Consider the following 24,688-nt stretch of genomic DNA (forward strand, 5'->3'; position numbering starts at 1 on the left):
ACGACGGCGGAGTCGTGGCTCACGGCGAGGCGGATCGCGTCGGTCGTCAGGTCGCTGCGCACCAGTCCGGGCAGCCAGGAGGTCGAGTGGCGGTGCGGTTCGGGTGAGCGGGGGCGTGTGGCGGTGCGGTTCGGGTGAGCGGGGGCGTGTGTGGCGGTGCGGTTCGGGTGAGCGAGGGCGTGTGGCGGTGCGTGTGGCGGGGTGTTGCGCCGGTGTCCTGCGCGCGCCGCCCCGAGGACGGCGGGGATGTGCGGTGTCGGCTGCGGTGATCCCTCCCTCCACAGGAGGGCTTCACGCCGGTTCTCCACGGATATGACGATCCGTCGCTTCCGTGTCGGTGGTCGCTGATTGAATACACGTATGACGATGATCAGCGGGTCGACAGCAGCGGAGGCGGTGCTCAGCGAGGTGCGTGCTCGCGGCGACCGGGCCGCCGCGCTGGCCCGTTCGGCGTCCCCGCTGCTCCTGGCCGCGGCCGAGGAACTGCACGCCGGGCACCGGGCCGCGCTCGAGCATCCGGAGTCGTTCGCCCGCGGCTCGGCGCCGCACGCGTCGAGCGACCTCGCCGAGCGGTCGATCCGCGCGGAGTTCGCGGTCGCCCTCGGAGTCTCCGAGCGGGCCGCCTCCCGCGAGCTCGACCACGCGCGCCTCCTCGTCGAAGACCTGCCGGCCACCCGCGCCGCCCTCGCCGGGGCTCGCCTGCGGTGGGAGGCGGGCCAGGTCGTCTGCGCCGTCGCGGCCACCCTGCCTCCGGGCTCCCGCGCCGCGTTCGATACGCGGGCGGCCGAGCTCGCGGCCCGCACCACGCCGACCCAGCTGCGGCGCGCTCTGGCCCGACTGCGGGAGGAGCTCCACGAGCAGCCCCTCGCCGAGCGCCACCGACGTGCCCGCGAGGACCGTGCGGTCTGGCTGACCCCCGAGGTCGACGGCATGGCGACGCTCTGCGCCCTCCTCCCCGCCCCGGTCGCCGTGGGGGCGTACAGCCGCCTCGACCGGATCGCCCGGATCCTCCGCGACGGCGCCGAGGGGCCGGCGGGGGCGGAGCCGCCTGCCGCCACGGATGCGGGCTCCTGCGGAGCGGAGTCCAGCGGGACGACCGGAGCGGAGCCCGCCGGGACCACCGGGGCGGGCGCCGTCGATGCGATCTCCCGAGCGGGCGACGCGCGGACCCTCGCCCAGCTGCGAGCCGACGCTCTCGCCGACCTCCTCTGCGATGCGGACGTCATCGGCACGGTGCCCGACTCGGTCGGTGCCGATCGGCCCGTTCCGACCCTCGTCACCGGCGTGCGCGCCGAGGTGCGGGTCACACTGTCGGCGAGCGCCGCGTCCGGCGCCGACGACGCCTCCGCCGAGCTCGACGGCTACGGCCCGATCCCGGCGGACGTCGCCCGGAGCCTCGTCCCCGCGACCGTCACCCGCGTGCTGACGGAGCCCCGGACGGGCGCCGTCCTCTCGGTCGGGCGCACACGCCGCCTGCCGCACCGCGAGCTGCGGCTCCTCCTCCAGCTCCGCGACGTGACCTGCCGCTTCCCCGGCTGCACCCGCTCCGCCGCGAGCGCCGAGGCCGACCACGTCGTCGAGTGGCGCAACGGCGGCGGCACCGACCCCGGCAACCTCGCCAGCCTCTGCGTCGCCCACCACCACGTGCGGCACGGCGACCGCTGGACCTACGTCCTCCACCCCGACGGCACCGCCGACTGGACCACCCCCACCGGCCGCCGCATCACCACGCGCCCGCCGGGCCTCGAGGCACGACTCCGTCCAGGCCCACCGGCGACCCCGAGGTTCGCGGACCGGCCGCCGCCGTTCTGACACGCTGCCGTTCTGAAACGCTGCCGTTCTGACACGCTGCCGTGCTGCCGTGCTGCCGTGCTGCCGTGCACCCCTGAGGGAATCGGCTGTCGGGCGGGTTCGGCCCGTTGCGCGGGTTCGCACTGGTGATCGGGCCGTGAGTCGCTCGGGGGCGAGTGCTCAGCGCCCTACCGTCGCGCCACTGCCGCTCGGATCTTCGCCTTCGCTCGGGTTCACGCGGCCGCACCGCCGCGCCACTGCCGCTGAGGCGCGGACCGTCACCGGGGCCGCACCGTCGCCGGACGCCGTGCCGACACCAGGGCCGTGCCTCCGCCTTGCGCCCTGCCGCCGTTCGGCCACCACGATGCAGCACCTCGGCAGCTCAGCACCTCGGCAGCTCAGCGCGCGCTGAACCTCCGTCGAGCGCCGTCGCGTCGGCCCGCCGTTCGGTCAGGGCGTCTCGCGACTGCGCTGGCGCCCCGCACCGCCCCACGGCTGATACGGCGGGGTGCGCAGTCCGGGCGCGCAGTCCGGGCACGCCCGCGCGTTCAGTCGGCGACGCGGAGGAGCACCTCGCCCGTCGTCCCGCCCCGCGGCCGCCCCGCAGCCGCGACGCAGCCGTCCCGCCGCCGCGACGCTACGCCGCCAGGAAGCGGTCCGCCGTCCGCAGCGAGAGCGCCATCGTCGCGAGCGCCGGGTTCGCGATCAGCGCGCTCGGGAACACCGAGTTGTCGCACACCCAGAGGTTCGGCACGTCGAAGCTGCGGCCGTCCGCGTCGATCACGGCGTCGCCCGCGTCGGTGCCCATCCGCACGGTGCCGAGAGTGTGCGCCGTGCGCGCCATCACCCGCGTGCTCGTCGCGCCGGCCGCCTCCACGATCGCGGTCATCGTCCGGATCGCGTGCCGGTCGATCGCCTCCTCGTTGGCGCCCGCCGAGAACGTGATGCGCGCCTTCGGCACCCCGTGCTCGTCCAGCTCGTCGGTCAGCTCCAGCCGGTTGCCGTCGGCGGGCAGGCACTCCGCGTTGATCCCGACGCCCGCCGCGAAGCGGTAGCCGTCGAGCGCGTCCATCAGATCCCTGCCCCAGAGTCCCGCGCCGCGGGCGAGCGTCGTCGCGTAGGTCAGCGGCATCACTCCGAGGCTCTGGATCAGGTAGCCGCCCGCGAAGTCCGCGTCGGCCGGGCGGACGGTGTCCTCGGTGATCACCGAGGAGGGGTAGCCGCGGTAGCCGCGCATCTCGTTCTCGAAGGTGCCCCAGACCTGGGTCGCCCCGTGCGCCAGGAAGTTGCGGCCCACCTGGCCGCTGCTGTTCGCGATGCCGGTGTGCAGGAGGAGCCGGGGCGTCTCGACGCCGCCCGCGCAGAGGAACAGGGCGGAGCAGCGCTGCCGGTGCTCCACTCCGCCGCTCGTGTAGACCACGGCGCACACGCGTCCCGCGGCGTCCAGCTCGATGCCGTGCACGAACGAGTCGGCCCGGATCTCGGCACCGGCCCGCACCGCCTCCGGCAGGTAGGTCACGTCCATGCTCGTCTTCGCGCCGGTCCGGCAGCCCTGATGGCACTGGCCGCAGTTGACGCAGGAGGGGCGGCCGTCGTCCCGCGGGCCGCTGAGGACGGCGGCGGGCGCGTCGGTCGCGCGCATCCCGATCGCCGCGCAGCCGCGCAGCATCATGTCGGCCGAGGCGTTCCGCGCGAGCGGGCCCTGCAGGTAGCGGCGCGACGGGTCCCACGGGTACTCGGCCGGGCCCGCCACTCCGATCGTCGCCTCCACCTTCTCGATGTACGCGGTGAGCTCGGCGTGCTCGATCGGCCAGTCGCGGCCGACGCCGGAGTCGCTCCGGAGCCGCAGGTCGCGCGGGTCGGGGCGGGGCGTGAACGCTCCCCAGTGCAGCGTCGAGCCGCCGACCCCGCGGCCGCTGTTGTTCTGCCCGAAGGCGGTGGGGGTCTCGCCTCCGCTGAGGCGCTCCTCCATCCAGTTGATCTCGACGGCCGCCGTCTCGTCGGCGGTGTGGCCGAGCGGATCTAAGTGCGGCCCGGCCTCGAGGGCGACGACCCGCAGCCCTCGAGCGGCGAGCACCGAGAGCAGGGGCGCTCCGCCTGCCCCGGTGCCGATCACGACGGCGTCGACCGTCTCGTCGAGCGGGAAGCGGCGCATGCCGGTCGTGTTCATCGGTGACTCCTCGTCGTCGGTTCCCAGGTCTCGCGGTCGTCGGCGCCGAGCAGGCGGAAGCCCGTCACGAGCGGCAGCGTGTCGCCGCCGCTGGCGTAGCCGTCGTAGCCGATCCGCGCCATCGACGCGGGGTGGGCCAGCCACTGCTTCACGAGGTCGACGCGGCAGTCCTCGAACCAGGCGGTCAGCTGCTCGGCACCGAGCCCGCCGGCCGAGCCGTCGCCGGGCTCCGCGGAGCCGTCGGCGATCGCGGTGAGGCGCGCGTCCTGCTCGGCGGGGCCGAGGCCGGCGAAGCCCCGGAGGGTGTCGAGCGCCAGACCGTAGGCGATCGGGTCGGCCGGCAGGTCGGCGTTGCGCCAGCCGTCGCCCTCGCCGTTCGCGAGCTGCGTGTCCACCCGCGCGGCCAGGTCGATCCGGCCGCCCTCCTGAGGGACGACCCGGTCGGCGATCGCCCGCAGCTCCGCGAGCTGGGCGACGGTCAGGGCGCGCGGCGCGTACTCCGGGTCGTCGGCGAGCGCGCGCACCGCCAGCAGCCCGCGCACCCGCGTGGAGGTCCGGGCGGAGGCGATGGCAGCGCCGACGTCGGCCGGGACCGACGGCGCCGTGCCGGCCTCCTCCTCCCAGAACCGGCGGATCGCCGCCGCCACCTCGACCGGGCGCTCGAACGGCAGCAGGTGGCCCGCCCCGGCGAGCGTGAGCAGCCGGGCACGGGAGTAGAGGGAGCCGTTGAGGCGGCGCTGCGCGTCGGCGCCGAGGTCGCCGTCCTCACCGCCCGCGATCAGGAGCGCGGGCACGGCCCCGAGGGCGGCCTCGCCGGTGCGGTCCTCGCGGCTGCCGTGCTCGAGCCAGTCCCGCCAGCCCTCGGGGGAGTAGCGGCGCAGCTCGGCCAGCACCTCCGCGTCGGCGTCGGCGGGCAGCGGCGAGCCGACGTTCTGGTCGACGAACTCGCGCGCCTGCGCCTCGTCGAGGTGCCCGTCGTCGACCCAGCCGAGCATGGTCGAGCGGCGCTCCTCCTCCATCGGCTCGGGCGAGAGCGGCGACCCGGCGAGGAGCACGACGCCCGCGAGCCCGAACAGGCCCGAGCGGCCGGTGACCGTGCGGGAGGCCACGAGCGAGGCGATCTTCCCGCCCATGCTGTGCCCGAGGAGCAGCCAGCGGGAGGAGCCGTGCTCGCGGATCCGGCGGATCGTGGCAGCGGTCATCTCCTCGAGCGAGGTCCCGGATCCACCGGGCAGGTCGAGCGCGACGAGGTCCGCGACGTCGGCGAGCTCGCGGCCGAGCGCGTTGAAGGCGCGGCCGTCGAGCCCGAGTCCGGGCAGGGCGAAGAGGGTGGGGCGGGGGCTGGTGGACACGAGCGTCCTGTCGGATCGGCCGCGCCACGGCAGTGGGGAGCGGGAGGGGAGCGGCGGCGGGGGGCCGGCCCTCCTCATCCGACCACACGGCGTGCGCGCGCCCGGACCCTTGCGCCGACGGGGCTCTCGTGCTGTGCTCTGCGCCACCGTCCGCGGCACGATGCCGGGCGGTCGTGCCGCCCCTCCGTGGCGGGCCTCAGAGCGGGGAGGCGAACACCACCAGGTTGTCCCGATAACGGCCGATCGCCGCGTCGTACTCGCCTCCGCAGGTCACGAGGATCAGCTCCTCCTCGAGGGTCGCGCCGAAGACGCGGGCGGTGGGGAACGCGGCCTTGGCGTGGGACTCGACCGCCGTCACCCGGTAGCGGTGGTCGGAGCCGTCCACTCCGCTCACCGCGATCTCATCGCCCGGGGCGAGCTCGCCGAGGCGGAAGAAGACCGCGGGACCGGACCGCGAGTCGACGTGCGCCGCGATCACGGTGCGGCCGCTGCCACCCGGGCGCCCGCCTCCCGAGAACCAGCCGACGTCGTCGTAGTCCACCGGCACCTCCATCGCCCCGTCCGACTGGATGCCCAGCGCGATCAGCGGCTCGTCCAGGCCCATCGCGGGCACGCTCAGCCGGGCGGGCTCGACGCCGACGGTGCGCGCAGGCGCGGCAGCGGCGGGGTCGGGCGCGGGGACCGGGGGAGGAGTGAGCGGGGGAGCAGAAGCGAGGGCCGGAGGCGCGGGCGCGCTCGCGGGCGTCTCCGCTCCTCCGCTCCCGTCCGCGGCGGCGCACCCCGCGAGGAGCAGCACGGCGCACAGTGCCGCCGCGCCGCTCCTCGACCGGGTGCCCACGATCAGGAGGCGGTGCGCCGGCGGGCGACGACCACTCCGGCCGCGCCGAGGGCGGCGACGGCTCCGAGGCCGGCCATCGCGGCGAGACCGGACGTGCCCGTGGCGTCGCTCCCGGCGGCGGTCGCGCCGCCACCGGTCTGGAGGCCGCCGACCGGCACCTGCGAGAGCTGGCCGCGGACGACGCCAGCCGCATACGAGGCCGTGTGGGAGTCGCCCGCGAAGGCGGCGGGATCGGCCTCGAGGGCCTTCAGCGTGAATCCGGCGCCGGTGTCCGCCCCGTTCGCCTGGATGCCCGTGGTGAAGGGGCCCTGCAGGCAGCCGCTGCTGGTGCGGGGGCCGTCTCCGACCGGGGCCGGGTTCGGGAACGCGATGCGCGGCGGGCCCGCCTTGCCCAGCGCCGCCTGGTGGATGTGCGTCGCGGTCTTCGCGGGGCTCTGGTAGTCGCCGGTCACACCGGTGAGGGTGATGTCGTAGCAGATGACGTCGAGGTCGCTGTTGACCCGGAAGGTCATCTCGCCCGTGGCGTCGGGCTGGCCGGGGGTCGCGGCGGAGTCGGCGTTCACGACCTGGTCGGGCGTCGCCATCACCGTGAAGGCGCTGGTGAAGGAGGACGGCTCGGCGACCTCGGTCTCGGCCTGGGCCGGCGCGGCGGCGAAGAAGGAGGCGGCGGCGACGGCGGTGATGCCGCCCAGGGAGAGCAGGCGGCGGCCGGCGCGGTTCCGCGCGGGGGACGTCTTCGTCATGGTGGAGCCTTTCGATCGCGAGCGCCGAGCGGGCCCGATGCAGGGAGTACGGCCGGAAGCGGCGCCGCGTTCACTCCATCTGAGAGGATCTTCACGGAGACGGTCCTCGCCTCCGATGAACGCCGCCGCCTGGGCGGCCGTACCCCCTTCCGACGGACCACCGGTCCCGACGAGGAGGCGGTGTGGCGCGCACGGCGACCGCACGACGAGACGAAGGGCCCGCGATGCCGCGCGAGCACTCGGAGGTCCCGGCTCCGGTGGTGCGCCTCGAGCCCCGGACGGCGGGGTTCGACCCGGCCGCCGCCTTCGACGAGCACGGGTCCGCCCTGCTCGGCTTCGCGCTCAACGCCCTGCGCGACCGCGGCCTCGCCGAGGACTGCGTGCAGGAGACGTTCCTGCGCGCCTGGCGCTCGCGGGCGAGCTACTCCGCCGAGCGCGCCAGCACCCGCACCTGGCTCTTCGCCATCGCCCGCAACGTCGTCATCGACGTGCACCGCTCGCGCCTGCGCCTGCCGCGTCTGGTCGAGGCCGAGGTTCTGGAGGAGGTGCCCGCGGAGGACCGCGACCCCCTCGAGCCGCTCGCGATCGCCGAGGCGCTCGCGCGGCTCTCCGCCGAGCACCGGCAGGTCGTCGTCGCCGTCCACCTGCACGGCGAGACCTACGCCGACCTGTCGGCGGCCACGAGCGTGCCGGTCGCCACCCTGCGCAGCCGCGCCTTCTACGCTCTCCGAGCGCTCCGCGGTCACCTCGCGGGCGCCGGACCCACGGACGAGGAGAGATCGTGATCGACCGAGACCAGCCCGACGGAGACGAGCCCGGCGGCCGCCGCGAGGAGCTCCTCGCCGCGGCCCTCGCCGGCGACCTCTCCGCCGAGGAGACGCGGGAGTTCGAGAGCCTGCGCGCCGCCGACCCCTCGATCGACCCCGAGCTCGCGTCGTTCGGTGCGGTGGTCGACCGGGTCGGCGCGCTGGGCCGCTGGGAGGAGGCGGAGCCGTCGCCGGAGCTGCGGTCGCGCGTCGCGGCGCTCGCCGGGGAGCGGCCAGAGCTCGCGGAGAGTGCACGTGCCCCGCGCCGCCGTGCCCCGCGCCTCCGTGCCGTCCTGGCCGTCGCCGCGGCGGCCGCGCTCCTCGTCGTGGGCGGCGTCGCCGGAGCGGCCCTGCGGTCCGCCGAGGAGCGCCCCGTCGCGGGACCGCCCGGGACGCTCGGCGCCGTCGAGGCGATCGCCTTCGATGAGCGGACGGAGGGCGTGACGCTCGACGGCTCGCTCGTGGCGCACACCTGGGGCACCGAGACGATCCTCCGCGGGACCGGCTTCGCGCTCGGCGAGAGCTACGACCTCGTGCTGGTCACCGGCTCCGGCGAGCGGCTCCCGTCCGGCTCCTTCCTCGGCAGCTCCGCGGAGCTCGACTGCGAGATGAACGCGGCCGTCCTGCGCGAGTCCGTCGCCGCCGTCGAGATCACCGACGCCGGCGGCGCGCTCGTCGCCTCGGCCGCCCTCCCCGCCGTCACCTGAGAGCCGGCGGCGCGGGCTCGCGGCGCGGCTTCAGCTCGCTGACGAGCGTGCCCGCGACGATGAACCCCGCCCCGAGCAGGGCGAGCGCGGGGAGCCGGTCGCCGGCGAGGCGGCCGATCAGGCCGGCCCAGACGGGCTCGGCGGAGTAGATGATCGTGGCGCGCGACGGCGAGACCGAGCGCTGAGCCCAGTTCATCGTCAGCTGGATCAGGCAGCTGCTCGCCCCGAGCGCGAGCGCGGGGATCAGCCAGGCCCCCGAGAACGCCGGGACCGCCTCGCCCGCGAGGGGCATCGAGGTGAACCCGAGCGCGCCGGCGACCAGCAGCTGCACCACGGTCACCCGGCCGAGGTCGACGCGTCCGGCGACGAGGCCGATCAGGATGATCTCCGCCGCGATCGGCAGCGTGCTCACGATCGTCGCCACCTCGCCCGCTCCGAGCGCGACGCCCGGCTGCGGGCCCGCGATCAGGAGCAGTCCGACGAACGCCAGCGCGACGCCCACCAGCGTCAGCACGCCCGGACGGCGACGGAACACGAACCACTGGAGCAGCGGCACCAGCGGCACGTACAGTGCGGTCAGGAACGCGGAGGTGCTGCTCGGGATCGTCTGCAGCCCGTAGCTCTGCAGGCCGTAGCCCGCGAAGATCATCACCCCGATCGCGACGCCGGCCGCGAGGTCGATCCGCCGCATCCCCCGGAGCGACCGGTGGAACACGACCGCGCTGATCAGCCCCGCGATGGCGAACCGCATCCCGACGAAGAACAGCGGCCCACTGTGCTCCATCGCGATGTGAACGGCGAGGAAGGTCCCGCCCCAGATCGCGGTGATGCCGATGAGCGCCCACTCCGGACGCGTGAAGCGGAGGCCCCGGAGAGGCGAGATGTGCATCATTCTGCACATCCTAGGAGCATCAGGGGCCTGTCGGTGCAGAATAGTGCGCATGTCGGCTCCCGTCCTCGCCCACCTGGGCGGCAACCTCCGTCTCGCGCGGCGCGGAGCCGGACTGAGCCAGTCCGCGCTGGCGGCGCGCTCGGGCATCAGCCGGCGGACGATCGTCGCGGCCGAGGCCGGCGAGGCCAACATCTCGCTGACCGGAGTCGACCGCCTCGCGACCGCCCTCGGCACCACGTTCACGGCACTCGTCTCGGCCCCGGGATCCGCGCCCGCGGCGATCGACCAGGTCGCCTGGCGGGGAGCGGGCGAGGCGAGCGTCGCCGTCCTGCTCTCCTCCGTCCCCGCGCGCCGGGAGGCTCAGCTCTGGACCTGGACGCTCGGCCCCGGGGACCGCTACGACGCGCAGCCCGACCCCGAGGGGTGGCACGAGATCCTGCTCGTCACCGCCGGCGCGCTCCTCCTGAAGCGGGAGGGCGAGGAGCCCGTGCGGCTGGAGCCCGGACGGCACCTCGCCTTCCCGACCTCGCGGCACTACTCCTACGTGAACGCGGTGGATGCCGTCACGACGCTCGTCCGGATCGTGGTCGACTGACGGGTCGGCGCCTCAGGCCCGCGAGCGCAGGGTCTCGAGCAGCGCCGCGGGGGTCTCGGGGTCGTCGAGGTTGATCGCGAACTCGCGCGAGCGGTCCGTCGTCACCACCAGCCCCGGCCCGGCGTGCAGGATGACCGCCGAGCGGCCCGGCATCACCCGGTACCCCCAGCCGCCCCGCTCCGACGGCCGCAGCTGGGCCGTGCCGGCCGAGGCGATGGTGTCGAGCGGGATGCGGCGCAGCGGGATGCCGAGGGCGGTCGTGACGACGCGGAGGCCGCGGCGGTCGGCGGTCACCCTCAGGCGGGAGAAGGAGAGGAGCACCAGCGCGACGACGCCGAGGACGACGGCCATCGCGATCGCCGGACCGGTGGCGCCCGCCGCGGCGAGCGTCGCGAGGGAGAGGGCCGCGCCCGCCGCCGTGGCGATCGCGGCGACGGCGAACACCGGGCCCGTCAGCGTCTGCGACCAGGCGCCGGTCTCCTCCGCCGCCAGCGGCAGGCGGCCGGCGGCCAGGCGGGAGGCGCGCCGGGTGCCCGGAGCGATCAGCGCGGGCACGACGGCGAAGAGCATCCCTCCGAGCAGCGCGAGCAGCCACCCGCCGAGCTCCGCCCCCTCGGCGCGCCCGGCCGCGAGCGTCGTGCCGACCGAGGTCGCCCAGGCGGAGGCGCCCAGCCCGGCCACGAGGCCGAGGGTCGCCAGCAGGAGCCGCGGGGCGCGCCCGACGACCGCCGCCACGAGGCCCGCGACGGCCGGGAGCCCGGAGAGCACGAGGGCGATCGCGAGCAGAGCGCCCGTCGACGCGGTCGCATCGGCCGCCCCGGTGCCCGACCAGTGCGAGGCGAGCTCCGCGGGCAGCGCGTCGTCCAGGACGAGGCGCGAGACGAGCACTCCGGCGGCGGGGAGCAGGAGGGACGCGGCGGCGAGGAGCTCGCGGCGGCGGTCGGCGGTGGCGGTCATGATCCGGTCCTCTCGATCAGGCGGACGAGCTCCGCCGGGGTGATGCCGCTGCGGCGGGCCTCCGCGAGCAGCTCGTCGACCAGGGCGGTCACGCGCACGAGCCCGGGCCCGGCCGACTCCGTGATCCACGCGCCGCGGCCCCGGCGCATCTGGAGGATCCCGTCGTCGCGCAGGGCGGCGTACGCGCGCAGCACGGTGTGCATGTTGATGCCGAGCGAGTCGGCGAGCTCGCGGGCGGGCGGCAGGCGGTCGCCCGCCGAGAGCTCGCCCCGGGCGACGGCCGAGCGCACCTGCGACTCCAGCTGGTCGGCGAGCGAGCCCGCCGCGGAGTGGTCGACACGGAACAATATGTTCACAATGTTAGTAGAACAAGCAGTGCACCACCAGGCCCTCAGTGCAGCGCGAGCGACACCGCCAGCACCACCATCACGACCGCCACGGCCGCGTCGAGGATCCGCCAGGCCCCGCGGCTCCGGAACAGCGGCCGCAGCGCCCGCGCCCCGAAGCCGAGAGCGGTGAACCACAGCACGCTCCCGGCCGCCGCCCCCGCCCCGAACCACCAGCGCTCGTCGCCGTGCGTGTTCGCCACCGACCCGAGCAGCGCGACCGTGTCGAGGTAGACGTGCGGGTTCAGCAGCGTGAGCGCCAGGCACGTGCCGATCGCCGTGCGGAGCGACGTCGAGGCGCCGGCCGGATCGCCGTCGAGGGTCCCCGGCCGCAGTGCGCGTCTCGCCGCCATCACCGCGTAGGCGAGGAGGAAGACGATGCCGCCCCAGCGGATCACCACCAGCAGCCACGGCGCCGACTCCAGGACCGCTCCGATCCCCGCGATCCCGAGCACGATCAGCGCGGCGTCGCAGAGTGCGCAGATCGCGACGACGGCGGGCACGTGCTCGCGGCGGAGGCCCTGGCGGAGCACGAAGGCGTTCTGCGCGCCGATGGCGATGATGAGCGAGAGGCCGAAGCCGAGGCCGGAGAGGGCGGCGAGGAGGGGGGACACGCTCCGACGCTAGGGCGGGGCCCCTTCTGTAGACCAGCTCATGCTCCTTCAGTACCGTAAGCAGCACTGATGCTGACCGACGACCTCGACCTCTCCCGCCTGCGCGCGCTCGCCGCCTCCGTCCGGTACGGCTCCTTCGACGCCGCCGCCCGGGCCCTGCACATCACCCCCTCCGCCCTCAGCCAGCGGATCAAGGCGCTCGAGACCGCCGCCGGCCGCGTCCTGCTGGTGCGCTCGCGCCCCGTCGTCGCGACCGAGGCCGGTGCCGGGCTCCTCCGCCTCGCCCGTCAGATCGAGCTCCTCGCCGACGACGCCGTCCGCTCGCTCGGCGGCGAGGACGCGGCGGGGGCGGGCCCCGTCGTCCTCCCGCTCGCCGTCAACGCCGACTCCCTGGCCACCTGGGTGCTGCCCGCGCTCGCCTCCGTCCCCGACGTCGTGGTGGAGCTGCACCGCGAGGACCAGGCGCACACCACCGCATTCCTCCGCGACGGCACCGTGCTGGCGGCCGTCACCGGAGAGTCGGAGGCGGTGCTCGGCTGCACCGTCGCGCCCCTCGGAGTGATGCGGTACCGCGCCATGGCCTCGCCTGCGTTCGCCGAGCGCTGGTTCCCGGACGGCGGCACGGCCGGCCTCGCGAGCGCTCCGCTGGTCGTCTTCGACGAGAAGGACCGCCTGCAGGACGACTTCCTCCGGGCCGCCGGCGTCGACGGCAGACCGCCGCAGCACCGCGTCCCCGGATCGACCGACTTCGAGCGGGCCGTGCGCCTGGGCATGGGGTGGGGGATGCTGCCCGAGCTGCAGGCCCCGGTCGGCGGCGACGGCCTGGTCGAGCTGGGCGGCGACCCCGTCGACGTCCCCCTCTACTGGCAGCAGTGGGCCCTGCACACGCCCGCCCTCGACGCGGTCGCCGCGGCCGTCTCCGCCGCCGCGCGCGCCGCGCTCCGCTGACCCGCGCGCTGACCCGCGCGCTGACCAACGTCGGCGGGGAGGCGCTCAGACCGCGAACACGTCGCGGAGGGTCACCGTCTCGAGCGAGCGCTCGCGGAGGATGTCGACGAGCCGCGCGTAGACCTGCGTCACAGGATCGAAGTTCGCGTGCCCGATCACGATGTGCTGCGGCAGGAACCACTGGTCCGCGAAGCCGACCACCTGCTCCGGCGTGATCCGCCCGGAGTCCGAGAGCGAGCCGTACCAGAGCACCGTCGCCGTGTAGCCGATCGCCGCCGCGGCGGCCCGGCTCCGCTCGTCCGTGTAGCCGAACGGCGGCCGGTAGAAGGGCGCCGCCTCCACCCCGTAGGTCGAGCGGATGAAGTCGCCGTTGCGGCCCAGCTCCTCCTGCACGCCGTCGCTCGAGAGGCTCGTCAGGTCGGCGTGCGACCAGGTGTGGTTCGCGAGCTGCACCTGCCCGGAGGCGACGAGCGGAGCCAGCAGCGGCGCGTTCACGGTCCACGAGTCGTACTTCCCGTTGAGGAAGAAGGTCAGCCGGGTTCCGGTGTCCCGGGCGAACTGCGCGTAGGCGGCGACCACGTCGGAGTCGGCGCCGTCGTCGACGGTCCAGGCGAGCGTGCTCCCCTCGCCGGGCAGCTCCGAGATCGTGCCGGAGGGCAGCGGCGCCTTCCGCCGCACCGGAGTCGCCGCGGCGGTCATGGTCGGCACGGGGCGGGGAGGGGTCGGGACGGCCGTCGGAGCGGCGGACGGCAGCACCGCCGCCGGCGCCGTGCCCGGCGGGAGCGCCGCGGGAGCGGGCCGGGCGGGCGTGCACCCCGTCAGCGCGACCGCCGAGGAGGCGATCCCCAGCAGCAGCGCACGTCGCCTCAACCGGTCCACGGGCCCCCCTCGCGAGCCCCGTCCCCCGGAGCGTCCCCGCGACCGTAGCGGTCGGGGAGGGAACGGGCAACGCGGCGCGACACCCCTCCCTCCCCGCAGCCTCTACCGGAAGGTGCGCCTGACCGCGTTGTTCGCCGGCGTGGGATCGGCGGCGGCGGTCGACACCCTGGCGTCGATCGTCGTGGCGGCCGGCCGGTCGACCAGCGTCACCGAGTAGGTGGTGCTCCGCCCGGCCGAGACGCTCGGCGCGGTCCAGGTGAGGACCGTCGTGCCCGCGGCCGAGCCCTTCGTCTGCACGGCGCCGGGCGCACTCGCCACCGTTCCGCTGACGACGACCCGGGTGGTCGTCGTCGCCGCGTCCCGGGTGCCGGTGTTCCGGACGGTGATCGTGCCCGAGAGGGGAGCCGTCGCCGCCAGTCCCGGCGCCGGCGCCAGCGTCAGTGTGAGGTCGGCGCGGGTGGAGGACTTCACCTGCAGCGACTGCGTCACCGAGGTCGCGGCGAGCCACGCGGAGTCGCCCGCCTGCGTGGCCCGGACGGTGCAGCTCGCCGCACCCGTCAGCCGCACCGTCGCCGTGCCCGCGCCGGTCGCGGTCAGCGTGCAGCTGCCGCTCGCGTACAGCTTCACGGGCAGACCGGAGGAGGCGGTGGCCGCGATCGGGTAGGCGATCCCCTTCTCGGGCGAGGACGGCATCCCGGTCGAGAAGGCGACCTTCTGCGCCTTCTTCTTCTGCGGGACGACCGCGGTGACCGCGATCGACTGGGTCGCCCGGGGAGCCGCGTCGTGCGAGGCGTCGCCGGCCTGATCCGCGGTGACCGTGCAGGTGCCGGATCCGCTGAAGGTCACGACGCCGCTCGCGAGCGAGCACGCGCCCGTGGCGCCGATCGTGACCGGCAGGTCGGAGGAGCCGCCCGCCGCGGTCGGCGTGTAGCGGCCGCCCGCGGTCGCCGTGCTCGGAGCCGCGGAGGTGAAGGCGACCGTCTGCAGCGCCTTGCCGATCGGGAACGTCCGGACGACCTGCTCCGCGGGCGCGTGAGCGTCGTCGCCGGCCTGATCCAGCGTCAGCGTGCAGGTGCCGACGGAGTCGTAGGACACCGTGCCGTCCTCTCCCAGCGAGCAGGAGTCGGAGGCGTCCAGCACCGGGTCGGCGCTCGACGGGCCGCGGACGATCGACGGGGTCCAGGAGCCGCCGATCCGGGCGTCCGTCGGAGCGGCGTCGCGGAACGACACCGCTCCCGCCGCCGTGCCGACCTCCACCGACTGCGAGATCCGCGGAGCCGCCGAGTGGCGCTCGTCCCCGGCCTGGTCCGCGGTCACCGTGCAGGTGCCGGAGCGGGTGAAGGTCACGACGCCGTCCGCGACCGTGCAGGACCCGGCCGCTCCGAGCACCACAGGGGCGCTCGACGCGCCGGCCGTCACGACGGGCGTGTAGGAGCCCCCCGCGACCGCCGCGTCGGGGACCGGCGAGGCGAACGCCAGCGTCTGGCCGAGGGCGCCGATCGCGAAGGTGCGGACGGACTGCGGAGCGGCGCCGTACCGCGAGTCGCCCGCCTGGTCGAGCGTCAGCGTGCAGGTGCCGACGGAGTCGTAGGACACCACTCCCGCGGCCGCCGAGCATGCTCCGGAGGCGGTCAGCACCGGACGCGCCGTGGAGGGCCCGGCGATGATCCGCGGGGTGGTCGTCCCGCCGACCGTCGCGCCGGTCGGCGCGGTGCCGCCGAAGGAGACGGTGCCCGCGAGCAGTCCGACCGCGATCACCTGCGAGGCCCGCTCCGCCGCGTCGTACCGGGTGTCGCCCGTCTGGTCGGCGGTCACCGTGCAGGTGCCCGATCCGGTGAAGGAGACGACCCCGTTCGTGAGCGTGCAGGACCCGGAGGCGCCGAGCACCACGGGCCGCCCGGAGCCTCCGCCGGTCGCGGTCGGGCGGTAGGTGCCGCCCGCGAGCGCCGAGTCCGGCGCCTGCGAGGTGAAGGCCACGGTCTGCGCGACCCGGGTGATCTCGAAGCTGCGCACGGCCGTCGGCGCTGCGCTGTGGCGGATGTCGCCCGCCTGGTCCAGCGTCAGCGTGCAGGTGCCGGCGGAGTCGTAGGAGACCAGTCGGAAGGGCCCGACGGAGCAGGCGCCGGAGGCCGTCAGCACCGGGGGGGCACTGGACGGGCCGGCGACGACCGCGGCCGTCGAGGAGCCCCCGACCCGGGCCTCGGCCGGAGCATCGCCGCCGAACGCGACGGTGCCCGCGAGCTGCGTGACCGCGACGGTCTGCGAGGCCTGCGCCGCCGCGGCGTAGCGCCCGTCGCCCGCCTGGTCCGCCGTGACGGTGCAGGTGCCGCTGCCGGCGAAGGTGACGACGCCGTCCGCGAGCGTGCAGGCGCCGGTCGCTCCGATCGTCACGGGGAGCCCGGACGCGCCGCCCGTCGCGGTCGGAGTGAGCGTGTCGCCGGCCGCGGCCGTCGACGGCGCGGTCGAGGTGAAGGCGACGGTCTGCGCGGTCGCGGTGATCTCGAAGGTCTGGACCGCCCGCGCGGTGCCGTAGGCGGCGTCGCGGTAGTGGATCGCCGTCAGCGTGCAGGTGCCCGCGGAGTCGAACCGGACGGCGCCGTTCTCGCCGTCCGAGCAGGCGCCCGAGACGCTGAGCACCGAGGGGCCGGAGGACGGTCCGCGCGTGAAGGCGGGAGTGAAGGATCCGCCCACCTTCGCGTCGGTCGGGACGGCGGTCGTGAACGCCACGGAGCCGGGCGCGTAGCCGACCTCCACCTCCTGCACGGCGGGCCGGGCGCTGTCGTACTGCCGGTTGCCGTTCTGGTAGGCGAAGACGCCGCAGACGCCCTTCGTGGTGAAGGTGACCACGCCGTCCTTCGCCGAGCACGACGCGGTGGTGAGGAGGAACGGAGCGATGCCCGAGGCGCCGCCCTCGATCACGGGGCGGTAGGTGTCCCCGAGGGCGGCGCCGACCGGAGGCGCGCTCGTGATCCGGACCGTCTGCGGGAGGAAGTAGATCGAGTACTCCTGCTCGGCGTGCCGCGCGGGCCAGTAGCCGTCTCCGGGCTGGTCGAGGGACAGCACGCAGAGCCCGGCCCCGTCGTTCCGCACAGTCACGCCGTCCGGGAGGATCGAGCAGTCTCGGCTCGCGGAGAGCACGGGCACGCCCTTCGACGGGCCGGGCACGATCGTCGGCCGGTACGTCTCGAGCGACATCGCGTGCGGGGGCGCGGTGCTCCCGAAGGAGAGGTTCCCCTCGGGAGTCCCGACCGTGATGACCTGCCGGACCTGCGGAGCGGCGTCGTGCCGATCGTCCGCGGCCTGGTCGATCGTCACCGTGCAGGTGCCGTCGCCGAAGAACGTCACCACGTCGTCCGCGATGGTGCAGTTGCCGTTCTCGATCACCGCGATCACGAGCGGGTTGCCCGAGCCGCCGCCGGTCGCCTCGACCGTGTACCGGTCGTCGGTGAACACCCGGTCGGGCGGAGTCGAGGTGACGACGACGGTCTGGGGGATCCGCGAGATCGGGACGAAGCGCACCAGGCCGTCGGCGGCCGCGTACACGTCGTCGCCCGGCTGGTCGAACTGCACGCCGCAGGTCGAGGGCTCGGTGTAGGTCAGGATCTGCGCACCCGTCGCGTCGGGGGCGACGGTGCAGCCGAAGAAGGTCCTGACGAGCACCGGCAGTCCCGAGCTCGAGGTCGCCGTGGCGACGCCGGTCGACTCCAGGACGCCGGTCTTCGGCACCGCGACCGTCAGCGTCTGCGACGCCTTCGCGACCTCGAGATCGAAGGAGGCGTGCCCCGCGGTGTAGTGGTCGTCGCCGGCCTGGTCGGCGGTCACGGTGCAGGTGCCGCTCCGGGTGAAGGTCACGACGCCGTCGGCGATCGCGCAGGATCCGGTCGCTCCGATCGAGACGGGGCTCCCGGAGCCGCCGCCGGTGGCCGTCGGAGTGAAGGTGCCCAGCGCCGTCGGCGCGGTCGGCCGCGAGGAGGTGAAGGCGACCGTCTGCGAGAACTTCCGGACCGTGATCCGGAACGAGGACGTGCCGGTGTTGCCGGCCTCGTCGTCCGCGGTGCAGTCGACCGTCGTGTCCCCGATCGGGAAGACGCTTCCCGAGGCGGGCGTGCAGGTCGAGCCCACGGCTCCGTCGACCGCGTCCTGCGCGGAGGACGCGAAGGTGACGACGGCGCCGGAGACGTCGGCCGGCTCGGCCGTGACGGCGGCGGGCACGGTCACGACGGGGGCCGAGCGGTCGGCCAGCGCGAAGGTGCCGGGGATCGACCGGAGGGTGTAGTTCGGCCCCGCGTCGCCTCCGTCGCACCGCGTGACGTAGTCGCCGACGGGCGTGCGCGCTCCGATCGTCACCTTCCCGGTGCCGTCCGCCGTGTAGTAGGCGCCGGTCGGCTCGGTGACGAACCGGTCGGTTCCTGCGAAGCCGTCGGCCGTGCAGGTCACCGTCGGGGCGGTCGCGGTGCCGTGCGCCTGCGTCCCAGGGCTCGACGCGGTCACCGAGAGGGGCGCCGGCGAGATCGTGAGCGCGCCGTCGATGGTGATCAGCTGTCCCGAGGGGTTCGTCAGGCCGGAGCAGCGCGTGGGGTAGCGGCCGACGGGGGTCGTCGCGGAGAGCGCCAGCGGCGTCGTGAATCCGGTGTCGGACGCCGCGAAGGCGCCGCAGGAGACCGTCCCCGAGGGGGAGCCGGTCACGGAGGCGGTGATCGCGGGGGGAGTGGATCCGTAGGTCGACGAGGGCGAGGAGGCGGTCACCATCGGGACGGCCGCGACGATGCGCAGCGCGCCGTCCTTGTACCCCGCGATCGTGTAGTCGCTGCTGACCTTCGCGCCGCTGCACCGCGTGGTGAAGGTGGTGAAGGTGGAGGTGGGCCAGTTCGGGATCAAGCGGTAGATGACGTCGTCCGCCGTGACGATCGGCCGGTAGACGCCGGCCGTGAGCGGGGCGCCGAAGGTGTCGGTGCCGACGAAGGCGGCCGTGCAGCGCAGGTCGGGGGACGGCGCGCCTCGCGGGTAGTCGACCGTCGGAGCGGTCACCGTGAGCGCCTTCGGCTTCCCCGTGAAGCTCTGCAGGGGCTCGCCCGCCCAGCCCAGAGGAGCGAGCGCGTCGAGCCTCGCCGCGAGCGTGCAGACGCCGGCGTGGAGCACGGTCACCCTCATGCCGCTGACGGAGCAGGTCTCGGCGGTCCTGCTGCTCAGGACGATCGAGCGGCCGGGCACATCGACGGCCTGCGCGTAGGGGCTCGCGTCGAAGGAGTCGCCGTACGCCTTCTGCGGGAGCGTCGACAGGTCGAAGCGCACGCCGCCCACCGCCACGGTGGCCGGCTCGCTGCGGACGCTGCCCCCGCAGGTGGTCAGGGTCGCCCGGTAGCGGTAGGAGCCGGTGGGATCGGGGCCGGCCTCGAGGAACGCGGTCCCGTCCTCCCGGGCGCCCGCCCGGCCGAGCGCGGGCTTCCACGTGGCGCCGCCGTCCGTGGACCTCTCCCAGGACACGGCGGGGATGCCGCCGTAGACGGCCGAGACGCTCACGCCCATCGTCAGCGTGTAGATCTGGTTGGTGACGCCCGCGATGTCCGAGGGCTGCCGGGTGATGACGGGTGTCGCGGCGCACGCGCGCACCTCGTGGCGCAGAGCGGGGAGCGCCGACCAGCTCCCGCGTCCCGCCTCGGCGGGGGTGATGGTGTCGGGGTAGTGCGCGCGGATCTCGTTCCAGCCCTGCGGGATGTCCCTCGTGGTCAGCACGCCGACGCCGTCCGCGTCGAGGGTCACCCTGCTGGTGCCCGCGCCGGTGAGGATCTCGACGGTGCCGCCGGCGGCCACCGGCCGGCCCAGGCTCGGGATGGTCACCCTCGCGGTGACGGTGACCTCCTGCCCGAGCATCGAGAAGTCGGGGGTGCGCGTCACGGTCACGGCGGTGTCGTACACCGGAGCGACAACGGGGTCGGCCGCCGTCGGGCCGGCCGTCTGCGAGATCCTCGTCACGCTCGGGTGCACGTAGCTCGAGCCGCCGCCGCCGGCGCCGGGGTCGTTCATGACGCCGAGGGTGTCGTTCATGCTGCCGAACACGTAGGGCGATCCGCCGCCGCCGCCGTACCACCAGCCGGCCCCGCCGCCGCCGCCGCTGTGGCCGGGGAACGAGCAGTTGCCTCCGCCGCCGCGGGAGGCGCCGGCGTCGGCGCCCTTGCCGTCGTTGAGGAACACGCCCCACTGGCCGTTGTTGCCGTCGGCGCATTCGCCGAACGTGCTGTAGCCGCGGGCGCCGGGCGAGCCGCCCGAGCTCTGCCCGGCCGCGCCGCCGCCGCCGCCGTCGGCCGCGTTGTTCCTGCCGCCGTTCCCGCCGCCCCTCGCGCCGCTGCCGGCGTCGGCGTCGCCGCCGACCGAGGACCGCCCGCCGCCGCCTCCGCCGCCCGCCGCCACGGCGAGGGCGTGCTGACAGCCGTCCGAGCCGGCCGTGCTGAGGTACTGGGCGTCGCCGCCCGCGCCGCCGGAGTCGCCCGCGTAGACGCCGCCGTTCACGTAGCGCGTGGCGCCTGCCGCTCCGGCCGGGGCGCCCGTGAGGCGCCCGATCTCCAGCACCTGCCCGGGTGTGACGGGCACCTCCACGACGAGGCTGGAGCCGCGTCCGCCGGCGTTGCCCGTCCCGAGGCCGCTCGCACCCTTCCCGCCGTTCTGGCCGCTGAGGACGGCGCGGACCGTCGAGACCCCGGTCGCGGGAACGGTGTACTGCGACACCGTCGAGACCTTCGGGGAGGTGAAGCACGCGGTGCTGAAGACCGGCGCCGCCGACGCGGTCGGCGCGGCCACGACGCTGAGTCCTGCGCCCGCTACGAGCACGGCCGCGGCGACGAGGGAACGGAGGAAGGACTGGCGCATGTGCTGCTACTCCCGGCTGCTGCCGGGAGCGGGCGCCCGCGGTCGGCTCAGAGTAGGGCGGTCGTCGACCCGCGAGGAAGGCGCAAGGTACACGAACGCCCTGCTCGGGGGGTACGGGAGGCCACTTCTGCCGGAACCTCCCAGGAAGTCCCCGTGCACGTCGGGGCGGCGTGCCCGCCCTGTCGGGGCTGTGTCCCACCCTGTCGGGGCAGTGTCCCACCCTGTCGGGGCAGTGTCCCACCCTGTTGCGGCCGCCGCCCGGGTCGCGTAGCCTAGCGAGGTTGCGTGCATCTGCACGCGCTTGCGTGCTGCCCACCGGGCAGGAGCTCCGGCTCCGGCCGGACAGGCGGGCGGTGCGCCGACAAGTGACCTTGGGTGGGTCGGGCGGGGCTTCGTGCCGCGCGTGATCCACGGTAACCACACATGGAGGAAACCATGGCAGCAGTCTGCCAGGTGACCGGAGCCGTCCCCGGCTTCGGGCACGCCATCTCGCACTCGCACCGGCGCACCAAGCGCCGCTTCGACCCGAACGTGCAGAAGAAGACGTACTACGTGCCGTCGCTTCGCCGTAACGTCACCCTGACCCTCTCGGCCAAGGGCATCAAGGTCATCGACGCCCGTGGCATCGAGTCCGTCGTCAAGGATGTTCTCGCTCGCGGGGTGAAGATCTAATGGCCAAGCAGCAGGACGTCCGTCCGATCATCAAGCTCCGTTCGACGGCCGGCACCGGTTACACCTACGTGACCAAGAAGAACCGCCGCAACGACCCCGACCGTCTCGTGCTCAAGAAGTACGACCCCGTAGTGCGCAAGCACGTCGACTTCCGCGAGGAGCGCTAAGTATGGCCAAGAAGAGCAAGATCGCCCGCAACGAGCAGCGCAAGGTGATCGTCGACCGCTACGCCGCCAAGCGCCTCGAGCTGAAGAAGGCCCTGGTCGACCCGGCCGGGACCGACGAGACCCGAGAGGCCGCCCGCGTCGGCCTCCAGAAGCTCCCCCGCAACGCCTCGCCCGTCCGCGTCCGCTCGCGCGACGCCGTCGACGGCCGCCCCCGCGGCAACCTCACGAAGTTCGGCATCTCGCGTGTCCGCTTCCGTGACATGGCGCACCGCGGCGAGCTGCCCGGCATCACCAAGTCCAGCTGGTGACCGAGCGCCGCTAGCGGCGTGAACGACCGAAGGCCCGTGATCGAAGGATCGCGGGCCTTCGTCGTCCCGCCGGCGGACGTAAAATGTGCGGATGACCGACTCCAGCCTGCCCACCGTCGCCGAGATCGCGGCGCTCATCGACCACGCGATCCTGAAGCCCGAGCTCACCCGCGCCGAGGTCGACGCCCAGCTCGACGAGGCGCGCGCGTCCGGCGTGTTCAGCGTCTGCGTCCGCCCCTCCGACATCGCCCACTCGGTCGCTCGGCTCGAGGGCTCCGGCGTCCTGGTCGGCACGGTCATCGGCTTCCCCCACGGCACCACCTCGACCGCGGCGAAGGTCGCGGAGTCGCGTCAGGCGCTCGCCGACGGCGCGTCCGAGCTCGACATGGTCGTCAACATCGGCCGCCTCCGGAGCGGCCTGCTCCAGGACGTCGAGGACGACGTCCGCGCCGTGGTCGAGGCCGCCGAGGGCCACGTCGTCAAGGTCATCCTCGAGACGAGCCTCCTCGACGACGAGCAGGTCGTCGAGGGCAGCCGGGCCGCCGAGCGCGCCGGCGCGGACTTCGTGAAGACCGCCACCGGCTTCGCGGGCGGAGGCGCGAACGAGCACGACCTCCGCCTCATGCGCGGCGCCGTCTCGGAGGCCGTCCAGGTGAAGGCGTCCGGCGGAGTCCGCGACCTCGACACGCTCCTCGCCTACCGCGGCCTCGGCGTCACCCGCTTCGGCACCAGCGGCTCCGCGACCATCCTCGGCGACCTCGCGGCGCGGCACTCGGGCGACTCCTCCGCGGCACGTGTCGACTCCGCCTCCTACTGACGGAGCGGCCGACGAGGGCCGCACCGCACCCGCCGACCGGATGACGCCCGTGCGCCTGCGCCCGGGCCGCGCCGGCCGGTGGGCGGAGCGGACCCGCCGCCCCCTCGACGAGATCGCCCGCGCCCTCAAGGAGCGCGTCTACGCGACCTTCACGGGCCTGGCCGTGGTGATGATCTACCTCGTCGGCGACCACCCCGACGCGGTCCACGCCCTCCAGAGCCTCGTGATCTCGATCATCGGGATCTCGGCCGCGGGCTTCGTCGCCGAGGTGATCGCGCACCAGGTCGTGCACGCGGCGACGCCCTCGCGAGCGGAGTCGGGAACGATGCTGCGGATCGCGGGCGGGGCGCTCGCCTCGGCGTCGCTGCCGGTCCTCGCGCTCGGTGCCGCGGCGCTGGGCTGGATCGACGCGACGGTCGCGCTGCGGATCGGCGCGGGCGTCTACGTCGCCACGCTCGCGGGGATCGCCCTCATCGCCGTCGTTCGCGCGGGCCTCTCCTGGAAGGAGAGCCTCGTCTCGCTGCTCGGGATCGTGGGCCTCGGCGTTCTGGTCGTCGGCGTGCTCGCGCTCGCGCACTGATCCGGAGGCGCCGCCGCGCGTAGGCTCGGACGGATGACGTCACGCACCAGGGTCGAGCTCGGCCGCCGGGAGGACCTCGGCGCCGACTGCGCGAACTGCTTCGGCCTGTGCTGCGTCGCCCTCGCCTTCGCCCGCTCCGCCGACTTCCCGTTCGACAAGCGCGCCGGGGACCCGTGCGTCAACCTCGACGGCGAGGACGCGTGCATGATCCACCGCCGGCTCCGGCCCCAGGGCTTCGTCGGCTGCACCGTCTTCGACTGCTTCGGCGCCGGTCAGAAGGTCTCGCAGCAGACGTTCGGCGGCGTCTCCTGGCGGTCCGACCCGGCCGTGCGCGAGCGGATGTTCGCGGTGTTCCCGCTGATGCGCCGCCTGCACGAGCTGCTCTGGTACCTCGACTCCGCTCTGGCGCTGCCCGGCGTCGGCGCGCCGCTCCTCGACGAGCTACGCGAGCGGTTCGACGCGGTGCACGCGCACACGCTCGGCGAGCCGGAGCAGATGGTCGCGGTCGACGTCGACGCGGAGTACGGAGCGTCCCGGCCGCTCCTGATCGCGGCGAGCGCGGCCGCTCGCGCAGGAGCGGCGCCGGCTGCCCGCCGGTCGAGGGGCCGTCGGCTCGCTCCGGGTGCCGATCTGGCGGGTGCATCGCTCCGGAACGCGGACCTGCGGGGGGCGGATCTGCGGGGCGCGCTCCTCCTCGCCGCGGATCTGCGGGGTGCGGATCTGCAGCGGTGCGACCTGCTCGGGGTGGACCTTCGTGATGCGGACGTGTCCGGTGCGCGGCTCGCCGAGGCGGTCTACCTCACCCAGGCGCAGGTGAACAGCGCCCGAGGGGATGCGGCGACCACGCTGCCGTCGCATTTCGAGCGCCCGTCGCACTGGGGCGGCTAGCCCGCCAGGTCAGAGGCTGCGGGGGCCGCCCAGCGACTCGTCGCCGCCCTCGTCGTCGAAGCCGAGGGCCTCGACGACCTCGCGGCCGAGGAGGTGCGCGCCGCTCCAGCCCTCGATGACGCACCGGGGGAACGCCTCGCGGTCCGGCGAGCCGAGCCATGCGGCCGCGGCCTCGCGGGCCCATGCCTCCGAGGCGTACACGCCGATGATCTCGGTGCGGTCGTCCCACGGCGTCGCGGTCGAGAGGACGAAGTGGTCACCGTTCACGATCGGATCTCCTCCGGCTCTCGGGGTTCAGCGACCCCGTGGGAGTGCGGGACCGGACCGGACGCTACCCGTGGGCGGGGGAGCGCGTCTCCGGGGTCGACACGAGCGCGGATGAAGGCTACGGGAACGTCGAGCGCGGCGCGATCACCCGATGGTCCCACGCAGGCGGGCGTTCAGCCCACCCAGAGCCGTCGCGATCTCGTTCTCGTCGCTTCCGGGGAGGAGGGCGCCGCCCTGCTCGAGGCCGTGGCGCAGGGCCTCGACCTCCTCAGCGGGGAGGCCGCCGCTGTCGAGGAGGGCCTGGAGGGCGGCGAGGATGCCGACGAGGGCGACGGCGTCGTCCAGGTCGAGGGGGCGGACGCAGGACTTCTCCATGTCATCGCTCCTGTTCGGGTCAGGGGTTCGGGCGCGCGGGCGCATGCGCGCGGCCGTCCGATCGGGGAGGGG

Annotated in this window: 23 protein-coding genes; 11 read left to right on the forward strand and 12 right to left on the reverse strand. The window is 74.9% G+C overall.

Annotated elements, in window-relative coordinates; translation table 11 throughout:
* Window positions 1-360 precede the first annotated feature (360 nt).
* Window positions 361-1,812 (forward strand): HNH endonuclease signature motif containing protein, encoded by a 1,452-nt coding sequence (locus C5D36_RS15595; RefSeq protein WP_104296204.1) that lies wholly within the window; start codon window positions 361-363, stop codon window positions 1,810-1,812.
* A 616-nt stretch (window positions 1,813-2,428) separates the two neighbouring features.
* On the opposite strand, the gene C5D36_RS15600 is transcribed toward C5D36_RS15595, so the two are convergent.
* The 4 genes from C5D36_RS15600 to C5D36_RS15615 all read right to left on the reverse strand — a co-directional run bounded on the left by C5D36_RS15600 (window position 2,429) and on the right by C5D36_RS15615 (window position 6,894).
* A complete protein-coding gene (locus tag C5D36_RS15600) occupies window positions 2,429-3,961 on the reverse strand; it encodes a GMC family oxidoreductase (RefSeq protein WP_104292931.1) in 1,533 nt (510 codons plus the stop codon).
* Window positions 3,958-5,313, reverse strand: a complete 1,356-nt coding sequence (locus tag C5D36_RS15605; protein WP_104267993.1) for an alpha/beta hydrolase — start codon at window positions 5,311-5,313, stop codon at window positions 3,958-3,960. The genes C5D36_RS15600 and C5D36_RS15605 overlap by 4 nt, the downstream gene beginning before the upstream one ends.
* 196 nt (window positions 5,314-5,509) lie before the next feature.
* On the reverse strand, window positions 5,510-6,151 hold the full coding sequence (locus tag C5D36_RS17300; RefSeq protein ID WP_104353823.1) for a class F sortase: 642 nt from the start codon (window positions 6,149-6,151) through the stop codon (window positions 5,510-5,512).
* 2 nt (window positions 6,152-6,153) lie between these two features.
* On the reverse strand, window positions 6,154-6,894 hold the full coding sequence (locus C5D36_RS15615) for a CHRD domain-containing protein (RefSeq protein WP_104296206.1): 741 nt from the start codon (window positions 6,892-6,894) through the stop codon (window positions 6,154-6,156).
* 224 nt (window positions 6,895-7,118) lie between these two features.
* Here C5D36_RS15615 and C5D36_RS15620 point away from each other — a divergent pair, with 224 nt between their 5' ends.
* Together C5D36_RS15620 and C5D36_RS15625 are read left to right on the forward strand one after the other, a co-directional pair.
* A complete protein-coding gene (locus C5D36_RS15620; protein ID WP_104296207.1) occupies window positions 7,119-7,679 on the forward strand; it encodes a sigma-70 family RNA polymerase sigma factor in 561 nt (186 codons plus the stop codon).
* Window positions 7,676-8,407 (forward strand): hypothetical protein, encoded by a 732-nt coding sequence (locus C5D36_RS15625; protein WP_104296208.1) that lies wholly within the window; start codon window positions 7,676-7,678, stop codon window positions 8,405-8,407. The genes C5D36_RS15620 and C5D36_RS15625 overlap by 4 nt, the downstream gene beginning before the upstream one ends.
* Here C5D36_RS15625 and C5D36_RS15630 read toward each other — a convergent pair.
* Window positions 8,400-9,299, reverse strand: coding sequence for a DMT family transporter (locus C5D36_RS15630; protein WP_258062964.1), 900 nt, complete (start codon window positions 9,297-9,299; stop codon window positions 8,400-8,402). The genes C5D36_RS15625 and C5D36_RS15630 overlap by 8 nt on opposite strands.
* A 49-nt stretch (window positions 9,300-9,348) precedes the next feature.
* Here C5D36_RS15630 and C5D36_RS15635 point away from each other — a divergent pair, with 49 nt between their 5' ends.
* Window positions 9,349-9,894, forward strand: a complete 546-nt coding sequence (locus C5D36_RS15635; protein WP_104296209.1) for a helix-turn-helix domain-containing protein — start codon at window positions 9,349-9,351, stop codon at window positions 9,892-9,894.
* A gap of 12 nt (window positions 9,895-9,906) precedes the next feature.
* Here the strand turns inward: C5D36_RS15635 and C5D36_RS15640 are convergent, their stop codons facing one another.
* The 3 genes from C5D36_RS15640 to C5D36_RS15650 are packed head-to-tail and all read right to left on the reverse strand — an operon-like array spanning window position 9,907 to window position 11,851.
* Window positions 9,907-10,851, reverse strand: coding sequence for a hypothetical protein (locus tag C5D36_RS15640; RefSeq protein WP_104296210.1), 945 nt, complete (start codon window positions 10,849-10,851; stop codon window positions 9,907-9,909).
* Window positions 10,848-11,207 carry a GntR family transcriptional regulator gene (locus tag C5D36_RS15645; protein WP_258062965.1) on the reverse strand — a complete coding sequence of 120 codons (360 nt, stop codon included), beginning with the start codon at window positions 11,205-11,207 and terminating at the stop codon, window positions 10,848-10,850. Before C5D36_RS15645 ends, C5D36_RS15640 begins: the two co-directional genes overlap by 4 nt.
* Before the next feature lie 35 nt (window positions 11,208-11,242).
* Window positions 11,243-11,851 carry a LysE/ArgO family amino acid transporter gene (locus tag C5D36_RS15650; protein WP_104296211.1) on the reverse strand — a complete coding sequence of 203 codons (609 nt, stop codon included), beginning with the start codon at window positions 11,849-11,851 and terminating at the stop codon, window positions 11,243-11,245.
* A gap of 69 nt (window positions 11,852-11,920) precedes the next feature.
* Between C5D36_RS15650 and C5D36_RS15655 the strand changes: the two genes are divergently transcribed.
* The gene (locus C5D36_RS15655; protein WP_104296212.1) at window positions 11,921-12,799 is read left to right on the forward strand and encodes a LysR family transcriptional regulator ArgP; all 879 of its coding nucleotides are present in this window, start codon (window positions 11,921-11,923) and stop codon (window positions 12,797-12,799) included.
* 45 nt (window positions 12,800-12,844) lie between these two features.
* On the opposite strand, the gene C5D36_RS15660 is transcribed toward C5D36_RS15655, so the two are convergent.
* Both C5D36_RS15660 and C5D36_RS15665 read right to left on the reverse strand, forming a co-directional pair.
* Window positions 12,845-13,678, reverse strand: coding sequence for a polysaccharide deacetylase family protein (locus C5D36_RS15660; protein ID WP_219812611.1), 834 nt, complete (start codon window positions 13,676-13,678; stop codon window positions 12,845-12,847).
* Between the two features lie 102 nt (window positions 13,679-13,780).
* On the reverse strand, window positions 13,781-20,542 hold the full coding sequence (locus tag C5D36_RS15665) for an HYR domain-containing protein (protein ID WP_146083756.1): 6,762 nt from the start codon (window positions 20,540-20,542) through the stop codon (window positions 13,781-13,783).
* A gap of 435 nt (window positions 20,543-20,977) precedes the next feature.
* Between C5D36_RS15665 and rpmB the strand changes: the two genes are divergently transcribed.
* The 6 genes from rpmB (at window position 20,978) to C5D36_RS15695 (ending at window position 23,974) form a co-directional block, all read left to right on the forward strand.
* Window positions 20,978-21,214, forward strand: a complete 237-nt coding sequence (gene rpmB / locus C5D36_RS15670; RefSeq protein WP_056038148.1) for a 50S ribosomal protein L28 — start codon at window positions 20,978-20,980, stop codon at window positions 21,212-21,214.
* On the forward strand, window positions 21,214-21,381 hold the full coding sequence (gene rpmG, locus C5D36_RS15675) for a 50S ribosomal protein L33 (RefSeq protein ID WP_027692168.1): 168 nt from the start codon (window positions 21,214-21,216) through the stop codon (window positions 21,379-21,381). Before rpmB ends, rpmG begins: the two co-directional genes overlap by 1 nt.
* 2 nt (window positions 21,382-21,383) lie before the next feature.
* Window positions 21,384-21,689, forward strand: coding sequence for a 30S ribosomal protein S14 (gene rpsN / locus C5D36_RS15680; protein WP_104225107.1), 306 nt, complete (start codon window positions 21,384-21,386; stop codon window positions 21,687-21,689).
* Window positions 21,690-21,780: 91 nt separating this feature from the next.
* Window positions 21,781-22,506 (forward strand): deoxyribose-phosphate aldolase, encoded by a 726-nt coding sequence (gene deoC, locus C5D36_RS15685; protein ID WP_181027245.1) that lies wholly within the window; start codon window positions 21,781-21,783, stop codon window positions 22,504-22,506.
* Entirely contained in the window at window positions 22,484-23,086 is a 603-nt protein-coding gene (locus C5D36_RS15690) for a hypothetical protein (protein ID WP_146076980.1), read from the forward strand. The genes deoC and C5D36_RS15690 overlap by 23 nt, the downstream gene beginning before the upstream one ends.
* A gap of 33 nt (window positions 23,087-23,119) precedes the next feature.
* The gene (locus C5D36_RS15695; RefSeq protein WP_104296215.1) at window positions 23,120-23,974 is read left to right on the forward strand and encodes a pentapeptide repeat-containing protein; all 855 of its coding nucleotides are present in this window, start codon (window positions 23,120-23,122) and stop codon (window positions 23,972-23,974) included.
* A 9-nt stretch (window positions 23,975-23,983) separates the two neighbouring features.
* Here the strand turns inward: C5D36_RS15695 and C5D36_RS15700 are convergent, their stop codons facing one another.
* Together C5D36_RS15700 and C5D36_RS15705 are read right to left on the reverse strand one after the other, a co-directional pair.
* Window positions 23,984-24,241 carry a hypothetical protein gene (locus C5D36_RS15700; protein WP_104238985.1) on the reverse strand — a complete coding sequence of 86 codons (258 nt, stop codon included), beginning with the start codon at window positions 24,239-24,241 and terminating at the stop codon, window positions 23,984-23,986.
* 144 nt (window positions 24,242-24,385) lie between these two features.
* Window positions 24,386-24,616 carry a hypothetical protein gene (locus tag C5D36_RS15705; protein WP_104234552.1) on the reverse strand — a complete coding sequence of 77 codons (231 nt, stop codon included), beginning with the start codon at window positions 24,614-24,616 and terminating at the stop codon, window positions 24,386-24,388.
* Window positions 24,617-24,688: the final 72 nt, after the last annotated feature.

The sequence above is a fragment of the Rathayibacter sp. AY1C6 genome (assembly GCF_002931535.1).
In the GTDB taxonomy this organism is placed as follows: Bacteria; Actinomycetota; Actinomycetes; order Actinomycetales; family Microbacteriaceae; genus Rathayibacter.

Bases quoted from the DNA above. Each gene is read 5' to 3' on its own strand.
- C5D36_RS15640 (WP_104296210.1), bottom strand. From the start codon at position 10,851: ATGACCGCCACCGCCGACCGCCGCCGCGAGCTCCTCGCCGCCGCGTCC.
- C5D36_RS15695 (WP_104296215.1), top strand. From the start codon at position 23,120: ATGACGTCACGCACCAGGGTCGAGCTCGGCCGCCGGGAGGACCTCGGC.
- C5D36_RS15630 (WP_258062964.1), bottom strand. From the start codon at position 9,299: ATGATGCACATCTCGCCTCTCCGGGGCCTCCGCTTCACGCGTCCGGAG.
- C5D36_RS15595 (WP_104296204.1), top strand. From the start codon at position 361: ATGACGATGATCAGCGGGTCGACAGCAGCGGAGGCGGTGCTCAGCGAG.
- rpmG (WP_027692168.1), top strand. From the start codon at position 21,214: ATGGCCAAGCAGCAGGACGTCCGTCCGATCATCAAGCTCCGTTCGACG.
- C5D36_RS15600 (WP_104292931.1), bottom strand. From the start codon at position 3,961: ATGAACACGACCGGCATGCGCCGCTTCCCGCTCGACGAGACGGTCGAC.
- C5D36_RS15620 (WP_104296207.1), top strand. From the start codon at position 7,119: ATGCCGCGCGAGCACTCGGAGGTCCCGGCTCCGGTGGTGCGCCTCGAG.
- C5D36_RS15615 (WP_104296206.1), bottom strand. From the start codon at position 6,894: ATGACGAAGACGTCCCCCGCGCGGAACCGCGCCGGCCGCCGCCTGCTC.
- C5D36_RS15705 (WP_104234552.1), bottom strand. From the start codon at position 24,616: ATGGAGAAGTCCTGCGTCCGCCCCCTCGACCTGGACGACGCCGTCGCC.
- rpsN (WP_104225107.1), top strand. From the start codon at position 21,384: ATGGCCAAGAAGAGCAAGATCGCCCGCAACGAGCAGCGCAAGGTGATC.
- rpmB (WP_056038148.1), top strand. From the start codon at position 20,978: ATGGCAGCAGTCTGCCAGGTGACCGGAGCCGTCCCCGGCTTCGGGCAC.
- C5D36_RS15655 (WP_104296212.1), top strand. From the start codon at position 11,921: ATGCTGACCGACGACCTCGACCTCTCCCGCCTGCGCGCGCTCGCCGCC.
- C5D36_RS15665 (WP_146083756.1), bottom strand. From the start codon at position 20,542: ATGCGCCAGTCCTTCCTCCGTTCCCTCGTCGCCGCGGCCGTGCTCGTA.
- deoC (WP_181027245.1), top strand. From the start codon at position 21,781: ATGACCGACTCCAGCCTGCCCACCGTCGCCGAGATCGCGGCGCTCATC.
- C5D36_RS15635 (WP_104296209.1), top strand. From the start codon at position 9,349: ATGTCGGCTCCCGTCCTCGCCCACCTGGGCGGCAACCTCCGTCTCGCG.